Here is a 13,330-nt window from a genome sequence, read left to right as displayed (position 1 = left end):
TCCCCAAGCACCGCACGACCCCCACATCGGGGCAGACCCAGACATCGATCGGGAGAGGCACAGCCGCCATGGCAGCAGCACAGAACTACCTGGCCATCATCAAGGTCGTAGGTATTGGTGGAGGTGGCGTCAACGCCGTCAACCGGATGATCGACGTCGGCCTCAAGGGCGTCGAGTTCATCGCCATCAACACCGATGCACAGGCGCTCCTCATGAGTGACGCCGACGTCAAGCTCGACATCGGCCGCGAGCTCACTCGCGGTCTCGGTGCCGGCGCCAACCCCGACGTGGGCGAGAAGGCCGCCGAGGACCACGCGGACGAGATCGAAGAGGTGCTCAAGGGCGCCGACATGGTCTTCGTCACCGCGGGTGAAGGTGGCGGCACGGGCACCGGCGGTGCGCCGGTCGTGGCCCGCATCGCCCGCTCGCTCGGCGCGCTGACCATCGGTGTCGTGACGCGCCCCTTCGCGTTCGAGGGTCGCCGTCGCGCCAACTCCGCGGAGGACGGCATCAGCCGCCTGCGCGAAGAGGTCGACACCCTCATCGTCATCCCCAACGACCGGCTGCTCTCGATCAGCGACCGCAGCGTGTCGATGCTCGACGCGTTCAAGCAGGCCGACCAGGTGCTGCTGCAGGGTGTCTCCGGCATCACCGACCTGATCACGACCCCCGGTCTGATCAACCTCGACTTCGCTGACGTCAAGTCGGTCATGTCCAACGCGGGCTCGGCCCTCATGGGCATCGGCTCGGCCCGCGGCGACGACCGCTCGGTCCAGGCCGCGGAGATGGCTGTGTCCTCCCCGCTGCTCGAGGCGAGCATCGACGGCGCCCACGGCGTGCTGCTCTCGATCGCCGGTGGCTCCGACCTCGGCCTCTTCGAGATCAACGAGGCTGCGGCGCTCGTCGCCCAGGCCGTGCACCCCGACGCCAACATCATCTTCGGTGCGACCATCGACGACGCGCTCGGTGACGAGGTCCGCGTGACCGTCATTGCCGCCGGCTTCGACGGTGGTGTCCCGAAGCGTCGCGACGAGGGCACCGTCCTTCGTCGCGAGAAGCCGCAGGCCACGCAGGCCGAGGTCCGCGCCGCTGCCACGCAGATCAACAACCAGGCGCCGTCCCGCCCGGCTGCCCCCGCCGCGCCCGTGTCGCAGCCTGCCCCCCAGGCCCAGCCTGCGCAGCCGACCCGGCCCGCTCGTCCGGTCCAGTTCGACGACGACGAGCTGGACGTGCCGGACTTCCTGAAGTGACCCGGCTCAAGTAACCGGAGTGCACGCACACAGATCGACCCACGGCCCCGTCGGCCCGGGTTCCGTGGAGATTGCCTTCACGGACCGGTACGGCGGGGTCAGTGCGTCCCCCTATGACGAGCTGAACCTCGCCCGGGTCCCGCAGGGGGATGACCCCGCCGCGATCGCGGAGAACTGGCGTCGTGTCCTGGCGGACTTCGCTCCGGGTGAGGCCGTGCTGGCAGACATGGAGCAGGTGCACGGCAACGATGTCGCGCTCACCGATGGCGTCGGCGGCCGGTCACCGGTCTGCGATGGCATCGTGACCGACCGCCGGGGCGTCGTGCTCGCGGTCCGGGTCGCAGACTGCGTGCCCGTGTTGCTGGCCGACGCCGCTGCCGGGGTGATCGGCGCCGCCCACGCAGGTCGACTCGGCGTGGAGAAGGGCGTCGTCCCGGCGACGGTTGCCCGCATGCGCGATCTCGGCGCCACCGACATCACGGCCTGGATCGGCCCGCACATCTGCGGCGGCTGCTACGAGGTGCCGCCCGCCATGCAGGAGGAGGTCGCGGCCATCGAGCCCGCGACCCGCGCGACGACCACCTGGGGCACTCCGTCGCTGGCGCTCGGAGCCGGAGTGCATGCGCAGCTCCAACGGGACGGCGTCACCGTGATCGAGGTCGCGCCGTGCACCCTCGAGACCGAGGCGCTCTACTCCCACCGCCGCGACGGAGCGCGGGCCGGGCGACTGGCGGGCCTGATCAGGATCCGTGGATGACCGGCCAGGTCCTGCGTCGCGACGAGCTCGCCGCCAACCTGGCTGCCACTCGTGCGCGGATCGCCGCCGCGGAGTCGGCTGCGGGGCGCCCTCACGGTGACGTGTCGCTCGTCGTGGTCACGAAGTTCTTCCCCGCCTCCGACGTGCGGCTCCTGGCCCATCTCGGGGTCACCGACGTGGGCGAGAACCGTCACCAGGAGGCCGAGGCGAAGGCTGCAGAGTGCGGCGATCTCCCGCTGAGGTGGCACTACATTGGCGGGTTGCAGTCCAACAAGGCGGCTGCCGTCGCGGCGTACTCCGACGTGGTCGAGTCGGTGGACCGGCTCAAGCTGGTCGGCCCGCTCGATCGCGGTGCGGGCACGCGAGGCCGGCTCGTCGACGTGCTCCTGCAGGTGAGTCTCGATCCCCTCGGCGCCGGGGGCAGGGCCGGTGCCGACCCGGTCGACCTGGCCCCGCTCGCCGCGGCCGTGGCGCATGCCGACCACCTCTCGCTGCGCGGCCTGATGGCTGTTGCGCCGCTGGGGGAGGACCCGTCAGCTGCCTTCGAGCGGCTGGCTGCGATCCGCGGTCGGTTCCTCGACGAGCACCCCGCGGCGACGGTTCTGTCCGCGGGGATGAGTGGGGACCTCGAGCAGGCGATTTCCTATGGCGCGACACACGTGCGCGTTGGGAGCGCGGTGCTCGGATCGCGCGCGGGAGTCAAGTAGTGTCACACGCAAGGCGCCACCACGAGGCGGCGGACGAGTATCGGAGGACAGACGCATGAGCACCATGCGCAAGATCGGTGAGTATCTCGGTCTGGTCGAAGACGGCCGGTATGCCGATGACTACGACGAGCACGACGGTCACCCTGCCGAGCCCCGTGCCGCTGCGCCGAGCCGCCAGGCTGCTGCCCCGCGACCCGCGCCGGTGGCCGACATCAGCGAGCGTCGTCGCCCTGCGCCTGCCGCGGGCCCGACGATCACAGAGCTGTCCCGGATCACGACGCTGCACCCGCGCACCTACAACGAGGCGCGCACCATCGGTGAGAACTTCCGCGACGGCGTTCCGGTGATCATGAACCTCTCCGAGATGGGTGACCAGGACGCCAAGCGCCTGGTCGACTTCGCGGCGGGTCTGGTCTTCGCGACGCGCGGCTCCATCGAGCGCGTGACCAACAAGGTCTTCCTGCTCTCCCCGCCCAACGTGACGATCGCTGCCGAGGACAAGGCACGCATCGCCGAGGGTGGCTTCTTCAACCAGAGCTGATTGCTCATCGCTCAGTCGCCGGTCCGGAATGTCCTCCGGATCGGCGCTGGCCTTTCTCGGGCCCCCGGGGGATGTCCCTAGACGCGATGCTGCGCGGCTCGATACAGACGCTATTGTTCACGCAGAAGTTCCGATCGCTACGAGATACGAATGGGTGAGGTCATGCCGTTGACGCCGGAGGACGTGAGTAACAAGCGATTTACTCCTGTCCGACTCCGTGAGGGTTACGACATGGGCGAGGTCGACCAGTTCCTCGATGAGGTCGAGGCTGAGCTCGCGCGCCTCACCAAGGAGAACGAAGACCTGCGCTCGAAGCTGAGCGCGGCTCAGGGCGGCGCCCCGGTCGAGGTTCCTGCCCCGGCGAAGGTTGCCGAGCCGGTCAAGGCTCCGGAGCCCGTCAAGGCGCCCGAGCCCGCGAAGGTGGAGGCTCCCGCCGCTCCGGTGGAGACCATCAAGGTCGTCACCGTCGCCGATGCCTCCAACGCTGCCGCACGTCTCCTGGAGATCGCGACCCGCAACGCGGACGAGCTCGTCGAGGAGTCGAAGAACGAAGCCGACAAGATCGTCGGCGAGGCCCGCACCAAGGCCGAGCGTCTCGAGTCCGAGTCCAAGGTCAAGGCTGACCGCATGGAGTCCGACGCCCGCACGCGCGCCCAGATGCTCGACTCCGAGACCGCCGAGAAGCGCACGCAGCTCTTCGGTGACCTGGAGAAGGAGCAGGCCAAGCTCACCACCGAGGTGGAGAACCTGCGCTCCTTCGAGCGTGAGTACCGCTCGCGCCTGAAGAGCTACTTCACCCAGCAGCTCGAGTCCCTCGAGAACGCCCCTGAGGGCGCTCCGGCCGAGTCGTCGGCGCAGGCGCCCAAGCGCCTCCGCTCGATTCTCGGCGAGGACGAGGGCTGAGTTCAGCCTCGCAAGACAGCCACGACGAAGCGTCGGCCGGATCCCTTCAGGGGTCCGGCCGCCTTCTATTTCGCGAGTCCCGGTTCATTTACCCGAGTGGCGGTTTGAGTCGTGACCAGAGGGGGACTAGCCTTCCGGCACCCGGGTGGCGCACGTCACCCGTTTCCAATGCCCGGCGCAGGAGGCAACGGTCCATGGCACGCAGCAGCAGGAAGACGCTCACGGGCTCAGCGGTCACCGCCGCCAAGAAGGTGATCGGGCGTCGTCCGCGCTCCGAAGACGTCGTCGAGGCCGCGACCGGTGCCGCCAAGAAGGCGGCGTCCAGCGCTGCGAAGAAGGCCGCACCCACGGCCAAGAAGGCTGCCTCCAGCGCTGCGAAGAAGGCCGCCCCGACCGCCAAGAAGGCCGCAACGTCGGCTGCCAAGAAGGCAGCTCCCGTGGCCAAGAAGGCCGCATCGGATGCGGCGAAGAAGGCTGCTCCCGTGGCGAAGAAGGCAGCGGCCTCCGCCGCGAAGAAGGCGGCCACGTCAGCGGTCAAGCGGGCCACGCCCGCCCGGAAGCCGGCCACGCGTGCGCGCGGCGCCGCGGGCCTCGCCGTACTCGAGGGTGAGGACGCCTGGACCAAGGCCGAGCTCGACGAGGTGCTGGCCGAGCTCAACGAGCACGCAGCACGACTGCGCCGTGAGCTGCAGGAGCAGGAGGAGGAGCTCGCCGGGCTGCTCCGGGACGCCGGCGACGGCGCCGGGCACGACCAGGCAGACATGGGCGCGACGAGCTTCGAGCGCGACCAGGAGCTCAGCGTGGTCGCCAACGCACGCGAGATGCTGGCGCAGACCGAGCGTGCCCTGTCGCGCATCGCGGACGGCAGCTACGGCGTGTGTGAGTCGTGCGGCAACCCCATCGGGAAGATGCGGGTGATGGCCTTCCCGCGTGCCACACTGTGCATGTCATGCAAGCAGCGCGAGGAGCGTCGCTGAACTCCAGCGGCCAGGATCAGTCCGGGCACCAGACCGACCCCGCACCGCGGCGCGCGGCGCTGCGTGTCTTCGTGGCGGTTGCCGCTGGTCTCTACCTGCTCGACGTCGTCACCAAGGTGATTGCGGTCGCCGAGCTTCCCGGGCGTGGGCGGGTCCCGTTGCTGGGTGACCTGCTCGGCCTGCACCTGACCCGCAACCCTGGCGCCGCGTTCGGCACGGGCACGTCCTTCACGATCGTGTTCACCCTGATCGCGGCAGTCGCTGCGGTCATCGTGCTGCGGGTCAGCCGCCGCGTGGGAAGCCGGACGTGGGCAGTTGCCCTCGGTGCGCTGCTCGCCGGTGTCGCCGGCAACCTGACCGACCGCATCCTGCGTGCTCCCGGGCCGTTCCGCGGCCACGTGGTGGACTTCCTCGAGCTGCCCAGCTGGCCGATCTTCAACATCGCGGACATCTGCATCAATGTCGCGGCCGTGCTGATCGTGATCCAGTCCTTCCGAGGCGTGCGCGTCGACGGTTCGCGCGACACCCCTTCCCAGCAGCGCCCCGATGAAGAAGGCCAGCAGTGACTGACCAGCGCACCGTCCTGATCCCCGAGGGCCTTGCCGGTGAGCGCGTCGACGCCGCGATCGCCCGCATGTTCGGCCTCTCGCGCACCAAGGCGGCAGACCTCGCGGCAGCCGGCCACGTGCAGCTCGACGGCGTCTCGGTCGGCAAGTCCGAGCGGGTCCACGAGGGCGCCATGCTCGACGTGACCATCCCCAAGATGGTCGACCCGCTCGAGGTCGTGCCCGAGATCGTCGAGGGCATCGGCATCATCCACGACGACGACTCCATCGTGGTCATCGACAAGCCCGTCGGCGTTGCCGTGCACCCGAGCCCCGGCTGGACCGGTCCGACCGTCGTCGGCCACCTGGCTGCTGCCGGCTTCCGGATCTCCACCAGCGGCGCCAAGGAGCGCGAGGGCATCGTCCAGCGCCTCGACGTCGGCACCTCGGGCGTCATGGTCATCGCGAAGTCCGAGCACGCCTACTCCGTGCTCAAGAACGCCTTCCGCCACAGGACCGTCGACAAGACCTACAACGCGCTGGTCCAGGGGCACCCGGATCCGCACGAGGGCACGATCGACGCACCCATCGGCCGCCATCCCTCGGCGGACTGGAAGTTCGCGGTCATGGCCGACGGGCGCCACAGCATCACGCACTACGAGACCCTCGAGGCGCACCGGTTCGCCAGCCTGCTGGAGGTCCACCTCGAGACCGGCCGGACGCACCAGATCCGGGTGCACATGAGCGCGATGAAGCACCCCTGTGTCGGTGACCTGACCTACGGCGCGGACCCGACCCTCGCCAAGCGGGTCAAGCTCGAGCGCCAGTGGCTGCACGCGGTGAAGCTGGGCTTCGTCCACCCCGACTCCGGGGAGTACGTCACCTTCGAGTCGCCCTACTCGGACGACCTCCAGAAGGCCCTCGACCTCATCCGCGATGCCCACTGATCCGATGTCGGCCGATCCGGACCTGATGCTGCGCCCCGCCGTGGCTGACGACGTGCCACTGCTGGTCCAGGTGATGCGCGCTGCCCGCGAGGCCGCGCCGATGCCTGATCTCCCGTACGCCGACCGTGAGGTGGGCGCGCACCTCGCGGCTCGCCTGAGCATGGACGAGACCTGGGTCGCCGACGACGGTGACGGCCCGGTCGGCTTCGCCCGGCTGACGGGCACCTGGCTCGACGACCTGTACGTCGTGCCCGAGGCTCAGCGCTCCGGCGTCGGCTCGTCGCTCCTCGACCTCGCGAAGGCGCTTCGCCCCGATGGCTTCGGCCTGTGGGTCTTCTCCAGCAACGTGCCCGCGCGGGCGTTCTACGCACGGCACGGTCTGCTCGAGCTCGAGTCGACCGATGGCCGCGCCAACGACGAGGGTGCACCCGACCTGCGCATGGTCTGGGCGGGGGAGCAGCCGCTGTCCTACCTGCGGGCCCAGATCGACGAGGTCGACGACGAGCTCGCGGCGCTGCTGGCGCGGCGCACTGCCCTGACGGCGGCGGTGCAGGAGATCAAGCCGGTCGGTGGTCCGGCCGGCCGAGACCCCGAGCGCGAGCAGCAGATCGCCGAGCGGATCGCTCCGATGGTGCCGCTGTTGCCGCCCGAGGCGGTCCAGCGGATCGTCCACACGATCATCGAGGCCAGCCTTGACGCTGCCGCGACCCCGGGCCGCGACTGAGCAGTTCGGGCCATCCGAAAACCCCCCGGACGGCTGCGTCGATCGACCCGATGCGCGGTCGCAGAGGCCGGCAGCGGACCGCTAGCGTTCCTGAAGGACACATCCGGACGCATCCGTGTTGGGGGAGCCATGCGCTCAGCCAGGTACCTCTCGGCCGTCATCGCCGCCGTAACTGGTGGGGCAACCCTCTTCGTGGGCCCCGCCGCGACGGCGAGCGGCGACATCGTGCCGTCGTTCCACCCGTACGTCGCGATCAATCCGGGCTCGCAGGCCGAAGGGGTGGCTACGGGCGATGTCACCGGCGACGGGTTGCCCGACCTGCTGGTCACCACCGGGTACGACGCGTCGCCAGCCACCGACTTCAACCTTCTGGTCTACCCGCAGCAGGGTGGGGGAGGCCTGGACGCCCCGGCCGTTCTCGCCACCGGCGCTGCCTACGGCAGCTCGATGGCGGTCGAGGTCGCCGACCTGGACGGCGACGGCGATCTGGACGCCGCCGTCGTGACGACCGAGGGCGTCATGATCTTCGCGCAGGGCCCCGAGGGGCTCTCCTTCTCGTGGACCGTGCCGGTCGAGGAGGCGCGCCACGCCGAGGCCGTGGATGTCACTGAGGACGGTCTGCCGGACCTGGTGGTCAACACCCGGTACGGCATCGAGGTGTGGTGGGCAATCGCGGGGGACTTCATGCCGTCCCCGCGCGGTTCCCAGCTGTCCGGGAGCCCCGAGACCGAGGTCGAGGTTGCTGATGTCACCGGGGACGGGCTGGCGGACGTTGTCGGAGCGGGTGCCGGCAGCATCCGGGTGTGGGCCCAGCTGCCCGACCACGGCTTCGCCGGCGCCGTCACCTATGCGTCCGGTGGCGTGGCGCCATGGACCGGAGTGAACGGACTGGCCACCGGTGACATCGACGGCGACGGGCTCCAGGACGTCGTCGCAAGCGTCGGCGGGAACCGGCCCAACGCCTGGCTGGTGACCCGGAGCCAGCAGCCCGACGGCACGCTCGGACCTGCCGTGCGGCTGGACTCCTACGACATCCCTGAATCGGTCGAGGTGGCCGACGTGACCGGAGATGGCAGGGGCGACATCGTCGTCGCGCACGGCGGATGGAACCGGATCGGGGTGTTCCCGCAGGCCGTGCCCGGCACGCTGCCTCATGGCGAGTCGCTGTTCGAGATCCCCTACGCCTCGCACTACGACCCCAAGGGCCTCGCCATCGGCGACGTCTCGGACGACGGCCTGGCCGACCTGATGCTCACCGACTACAACCACGGCCTGGTGCTGCTCCGAGGGGCCACCCCGGCCGAGGACACGACGCCCCCGGACACCTGGTTCACGGCGGGTCCATCGGGTGTCCACCGGTCCCGGACCGCCACGTTCTCGTTCGCTGCCTCGGAGGCCGGTGCGACGTTCGAGTGCGCGCTGGACTCGACCACGGCCTGGCAGGCCTGTGCTCCCGGCGTCATCTACACCGATCTGACCGCCGGCTCGCACCTGCTGCGGGTCCGTGCCAGCGACTCCGCAGGAAACACCGACCCGACCCCGGCCCTCCGGTCATTCACGGTCGACGGTCCCGACACCACGATCGGCTCGGGGCCCACCGGGACGGTGCGGGACACGAGTGCCACCTTCGGGTTCACCGCGAGCCCTGCGGCGGCGTCGTTCCAGTGCTCGATCGATACCGGAACCTGGCAGGCCTGCACCTCGCCGACGACGTACTCCGGGCTGACGACGGGCGCCAGCCATCAGTTCCGAGTCCGCGGGGTCAATACCGAGGGCCTCGTCGACGGGACGCCGGCGTCCCGCTCGTTCACCGTGGACGCCGCGGCCGACCTGGCGACCGGGCTCACCGTCACGCCGGACCGGGCGAAGAAGGGCGCGGTCGCCATCTGGACCGCGCAGGTGACGAACACCGGTCCCCAGACGGCGGCAGCCGTCACGCTCTCGCAGGGACTGCCCAGCGGATTGACTTTGCAGTCCGTCACGACCACCGCGGGCAGCTGCTCCGCCGCAGGTGCGCCGGCCACCGTGCAGTGCAACCTGGGCAGCCTGGCTCCAGGTGCGACAGTCACGGTCACCGTCCGCACGACGGTCACCGCGAGCAAGGGCGCGCTGGCGTCGACCGTCGTGGCTCAGGCGCCGACCTGGGACATGGACCCGGCGGACAACAGCGGGTCGGCCACAGTCACTGTGGGTGGCGGCCGATGAACGGGTATTTCTGCTGCGACCGATGACGTTGCGCTCGGTGTCGGTGGGCCTGCCTAGAGTCGGGTCCAGCATCACCTAGAGTGGGGTCCTTCCCCGTTCCAGCTTGATTCTTGGCCCCATTTTTCGCACGTCTTGCCGCCTCTTGCGGCGCGCTCTGAGAGGAGCCCACAGGTTCATGGCAGCAGGGTCCGGGGACGGGTTCGTTCACCTCCACGTCCACACCGAGTACTCGATGCTGGACGGAGCCTCGCTCCTCGACGGGCTCTTCACGCGCGTCTCCGACCTGGGCATGCCTGCGATCGCGATGACCGACCACGGCAACCTGCACGGTGCCTACGACTTCTACTCCAAGGCCCGGAAGTACGGCGTCAAGCCGATCATCGGCATCGAGGCCTACCTGACACCGGGGACGCCCCGCCAGGAGCGCCGCCGGGTCCGCTGGGGCAAGGGCGACCGCTCCGAGGAGGGCGGCGACGACGTCTCGGGCGGTGGCGCCTACACCCACATGACGATGTGGGCCGAGTCGACCGAGGGCATGCACAACCTGTTCCGGCTCTCGTCCCGATCGAGCCTCGAGGGCTACTACTTCAAGCCCCGCATGGACAAGGAGCTCCTCCAGGAGCACAGCAAGGGCCTGATCGTCTCGACCGGTTGCCCGTCCGGCGCCATCCAGACCCGGCTGCGGCTGGGCCAGTGGGACGAGGCGCTGCGCGAGGCCGGTGAGCTGCAGGACATCTTCGGCCGCGACAACGTGTTCCTCGAGCTGATGGACCACGACATCTCCATCGAGAAGCGGGTCCGCGACGACCTGCTCAAGCTCGGCAAGGAGATGGGCATCAAGCCCATCGCCACCAACGACTCGCACTACAACAACCCCGAGGACGCCGGCGCCCACGAGGCGCTGCTGTGCGTCCAGTCCGGCAGCCGCATGGCCGAGCCGCCCTACAGCCAGGGCGGCAAGCGGTTCGCGTTCGAGGGCCAGGGCTACTACATCAAGTCCGCTGCCGAGATGCGTGAGCTGTGGGGGAGGCAGGACCTCAAGGAGGCCTGCGACAACACGCTGCTGATCGCGGAGCGCTGCGACGTCGAGTTCACCGAGTCCACCGGTGGCTACATGGCGCGCGCCGACATCCCGGCGGGGGAGACCGAGGCGTCCTGGCTGCGCAAGGAGGTCTTCCGCGGCCTCGAGGCGCGCTACCCGGGTGAGCGCCTCACCCAGGAGGTCAAGGACCGCGCCGAGTTCGAGCTCGAGATCATCTCGGGCAAGGGCTACTCCGGCTACTTCCTCGTGGTTGCCGACTTCATCCAGTGGTCCAAGGACAACGGCATCCGCGTCGGTCCGGGTCGTGGATCCGGCGCGGGGTCCATCGCGGCGTACGCGTTGCGGATCACCGACCTGTGCCCGCTGGAGCACGGCCTCTTCTTCGAGCGGTTCCTCAATCCTGAGCGTCCCTCGATGCCCGACTTCGACATCGACTTCGACGACCACCGACGCGGCGAGGTCATCCAGTACGTCACCGAGAAGTACGGCACCGAGCGTGTCGCTCAGATCGCCACCTTCGGCCGGATCAAGGCCAAGCAGGCGATCAAGGACGCGGCGCGCATCCTCGACCACGGCTTCGCGATCGGCGACCGCATCACCAAGGCGCTGCCGGCCGACGTGATGGGCAAGGGCGTCCCGCTCAAGGACATCTTCAACCCGGAGCACAAGCGCTACTCCGACGGCGGCGAGTTCCGGGCGCTCTACGAGGCCGACCACGACGTCCGCACGATCTACCAGACCGCGATCGGCCTCGAGGGCCAGATCCGGCAGACCGGCGTCCACGCGGCCGGCGTGATCATGTCCAGCGAGCCGCTGATCGACGTGGTCCCGCTGATGGACCCGAAGCAAGACGGCCAGATCATCACCCAGTTCGAGTACCCCAAGTGCGAAGAGCTCGGCCTGGTCAAGATGGACTTCCTCGGTCTGTCCAACCTCCACACGCTCGAGGACGCGCTGGCCAACATCCTGGCCAACCGCGACGAGACCGTGGTCCTCGAGGAGGTGCCGTTCGACGACCGGGCGACCTACGAGCTGATGGGGCGTGGCGACACGCTCGGCGTCTTCCAGCTCGATGGTGGCGGCATGCGTGCGCTGCTGCGCTCGATGCTTCCCGACCAGTTCGCCGACATCACGGCCGTCTCCGCGCTCTACCGCCCGGGCCCGATGGGTGCCGACTCCCACAACAAGTACGCGCACCGCAAGAACGGTCGCGAGCCGATCGTGCCGATCCACCCTGCGCTGGAGGAGCCGCTCCAGGAGGTGCTCGGTGAGACCTACGGTCTCATCGTCTACCAGGAGCAGGTCATGGCGATCGCCCAGGTTCTCGCCGGCTTCTCGCTCGGTGCCGCAGACAACATGCGTCGCGCCATGGGCAAGAAGAAGAAGGAAGAGCTCGACAAGCAGTACGCCGGATTCGAGGCCGGCATGCTCGAGCGCGGCTATCCCCAGGACTCGGTCAAGGTGCTGTGGGAGATCCTCGTCCCCTTCGCCGACTACGCGTTCAACAAGTCGCACTCCGCGGCATACGGCGTCATCACCTACTGGACCGCCTACCTGAAGGCCAACTACCCCACGGAGTACATGGCCGCGCTCCTCACCTCGGTGAAGAACGACAAGGACAAGATGGCGATCTACCTCAATGAGTGTCGCCGCATGAAGATCCAGGTGCTCCCGCCCGACGTCAACGAGTCGGCCCACAACTTCACTGCAGTCGGCACCGACATCCGGTTCGGCCTCACCGCCATCCGCAACGTCGGCGCCAACGTGGTCGACGGCATCGTCGAGGCGCGCCAGGACAAGGGCCGGTTCACCGACTTCAACGACTTCCTGTCCAAGGTGCCTGCGCCGGTGTGCAACAAGCGGCTGGTCGACTCGCTGATCCGGGCCGGCGCCTTCGACGGACTGGGTCACAAGCGGCGTGCGCTGGTCACGGTGCACGAGGCGGCCGTCGACCAGTACGTCGACATCAAGAAGAACGAGGCCATCGGCCAGGACTCCCTCTTCGCCGGGCTCGACGACGACGGTGACGGGGGTGGCGGCTTCGGTGTCACGGTCGCGGTGCCCGACATCGACGAGTGGGACAAGTCGACGCTGCTCTCCAACGAGCGCGAGATGCTCGGCCTCTACGTCTCCGACCACCCGCTGCTCGGCCTCGAGCACATCCTGTCGCAGAGCGCGGACTGCTCGATCGGCGCGCTGCTGCTCGACGAGGAGCGGCAGGACGGCTCGTTCGTGACGGTGTCCGGACTGATCACGAGCGTCCAGCGCAAGATCACCAAGCGCGGCGACTCGTGGGCGATGGTCACGCTCGAGGACCTCGAGGGTGCGATCGAGGTGCTGCTCTTCCCGAGCAGCTACCAGCTCGCCGCTCCATACCTCGCCGAGGACGCGATCATCACGGTCAAGGGCCGGCTCTCGCGGAGCAAGGACACCCCCGAGATCATGGCGCAGGAGGTCACTGTGCCCGACCTGTCCGACGGGCCGAGCGGACCGGTCGTGATCTCGCTTCCGTCGACGCGCTGCACGGCTCCCGTGGTCGAGCAGCTCAAGGACGTGCTCGGCACGCACCCGGGTGTCACCGAGGTGCAGCTCCGGCTGATGGCACGCAACGCCACGACCGTGCTGCGGCTCGACGACAGGCTGCGGGTCACCCCCACGCCGGCGCTCTTCGCCGATCTCAAGCAGCTGCTCGGGCCGGGCTGCCTTGCGAACTGACGGCGGACGCAGGCGCC

10 protein-coding genes and 1 pseudogene are annotated in these 13,330 nt (G+C 69.1%); all 11 read left to right on the top strand.

What is annotated here, in order from left to right; all coding sequences use genetic code 11:
* Nucleotides 1-68: 68 nt before the first annotated feature.
* Nucleotides 69-1,008, top strand: a pseudogene (gene ftsZ, locus D4739_RS16510) (cell division protein FtsZ); the annotation flags it as partial.
* A gap of 306 nt (nucleotides 1,009-1,314) precedes the next feature.
* A complete protein-coding gene (gene pgeF / locus D4739_RS16505; RefSeq protein WP_120061620.1) occupies nucleotides 1,315-2,007 on the top strand; it encodes a peptidoglycan editing factor PgeF in 693 nt (230 codons plus the stop codon).
* Nucleotides 2,004-2,714, top strand: a complete 711-nt coding sequence (locus D4739_RS16500) for a YggS family pyridoxal phosphate-dependent enzyme (protein ID WP_120061619.1) — start codon at nucleotides 2,004-2,006, stop codon at nucleotides 2,712-2,714. The genes pgeF and D4739_RS16500 overlap by 4 nt, the downstream gene beginning before the upstream one ends.
* A 64-nt stretch (nucleotides 2,715-2,778) precedes the next feature.
* Entirely contained in the window at nucleotides 2,779-3,255 is a 477-nt protein-coding gene (locus D4739_RS16495; protein ID WP_220699405.1) for a cell division protein SepF, read from the top strand.
* A gap of 150 nt (nucleotides 3,256-3,405) precedes the next feature.
* Nucleotides 3,406-4,158, top strand: coding sequence for a DivIVA domain-containing protein (locus tag D4739_RS16490; protein ID WP_120061617.1), 753 nt, complete (start codon nucleotides 3,406-3,408; stop codon nucleotides 4,156-4,158).
* A 194-nt stretch (nucleotides 4,159-4,352) separates the two neighbouring features.
* Complete coding sequence (locus tag D4739_RS17405; RefSeq protein WP_120061616.1) at nucleotides 4,353-5,135, top strand: TraR/DksA family transcriptional regulator; 783 nt, start codon at nucleotides 4,353-4,355, stop codon at nucleotides 5,133-5,135.
* Nucleotides 5,108-5,701 carry a signal peptidase II gene (locus D4739_RS16480; protein ID WP_120061615.1) on the top strand — a complete coding sequence of 198 codons (594 nt, stop codon included), beginning with the start codon at nucleotides 5,108-5,110 and terminating at the stop codon, nucleotides 5,699-5,701. The genes D4739_RS17405 and D4739_RS16480 overlap by 28 nt, the downstream gene beginning before the upstream one ends.
* Complete coding sequence (locus tag D4739_RS16475) at nucleotides 5,698-6,627, top strand: RluA family pseudouridine synthase (protein WP_120061614.1); 930 nt, start codon at nucleotides 5,698-5,700, stop codon at nucleotides 6,625-6,627. Before D4739_RS16480 ends, D4739_RS16475 begins: the two co-directional genes overlap by 4 nt.
* Nucleotides 6,628-6,631: 4 nt before the next feature.
* Entirely contained in the window at nucleotides 6,632-7,351 is a 720-nt protein-coding gene (locus tag D4739_RS16470; RefSeq protein WP_120061613.1) for a GNAT family N-acetyltransferase, read from the top strand.
* A 129-nt stretch (nucleotides 7,352-7,480) separates the two neighbouring features.
* Complete coding sequence (locus tag D4739_RS16465; RefSeq protein WP_120061612.1) at nucleotides 7,481-9,556, top strand: FG-GAP-like repeat-containing protein; 2,076 nt, start codon at nucleotides 7,481-7,483, stop codon at nucleotides 9,554-9,556.
* A gap of 175 nt (nucleotides 9,557-9,731) precedes the next feature.
* Nucleotides 9,732-13,313, top strand: coding sequence for a DNA polymerase III subunit alpha (gene dnaE / locus D4739_RS16460; RefSeq protein ID WP_120061611.1), 3,582 nt, complete (start codon nucleotides 9,732-9,734; stop codon nucleotides 13,311-13,313).
* The last annotated feature ends 17 nt before the right edge of the window (nucleotides 13,314-13,330 follow it).

The sequence above is a fragment of the Nocardioides cavernaquae genome (assembly GCF_003600895.1).
Taxonomy (GTDB): Bacteria; Actinomycetota; Actinomycetes; order Propionibacteriales; family Nocardioidaceae; genus Nocardioides; species Nocardioides cavernaquae.
Note: the sequence above shows the minus strand (reverse complement) of the source record. Positions and strands in the feature narration are given on the sequence as shown.

Excerpts from the sequence above, each read along its gene's own strand:
- D4739_RS16465 (WP_120061612.1), top strand. The coding sequence starts at position 7,481 with ATGCGCTCAGCCAGGTACCTCTCGGCCGTCATCGCCGCCGTAACTGGT.
- D4739_RS16490 (WP_120061617.1), top strand. The coding sequence starts at position 3,406 with ATGGGTGAGGTCATGCCGTTGACGCCGGAGGACGTGAGTAACAAGCGA.
- D4739_RS16495 (WP_220699405.1), top strand. The coding sequence starts at position 2,779 with ATGCGCAAGATCGGTGAGTATCTCGGTCTGGTCGAAGACGGCCGGTAT.
- D4739_RS16480 (WP_120061615.1), top strand. The coding sequence starts at position 5,108 with ATGCAAGCAGCGCGAGGAGCGTCGCTGAACTCCAGCGGCCAGGATCAG.
- D4739_RS16500 (WP_120061619.1), top strand. The coding sequence starts at position 2,004 with ATGACCGGCCAGGTCCTGCGTCGCGACGAGCTCGCCGCCAACCTGGCT.
- dnaE (WP_120061611.1), top strand. The coding sequence starts at position 9,732 with ATGGCAGCAGGGTCCGGGGACGGGTTCGTTCACCTCCACGTCCACACC.
- D4739_RS17405 (WP_120061616.1), top strand. The coding sequence starts at position 4,353 with ATGGCACGCAGCAGCAGGAAGACGCTCACGGGCTCAGCGGTCACCGCC.
- D4739_RS16470 (WP_120061613.1), top strand. The coding sequence starts at position 6,632 with ATGTCGGCCGATCCGGACCTGATGCTGCGCCCCGCCGTGGCTGACGAC.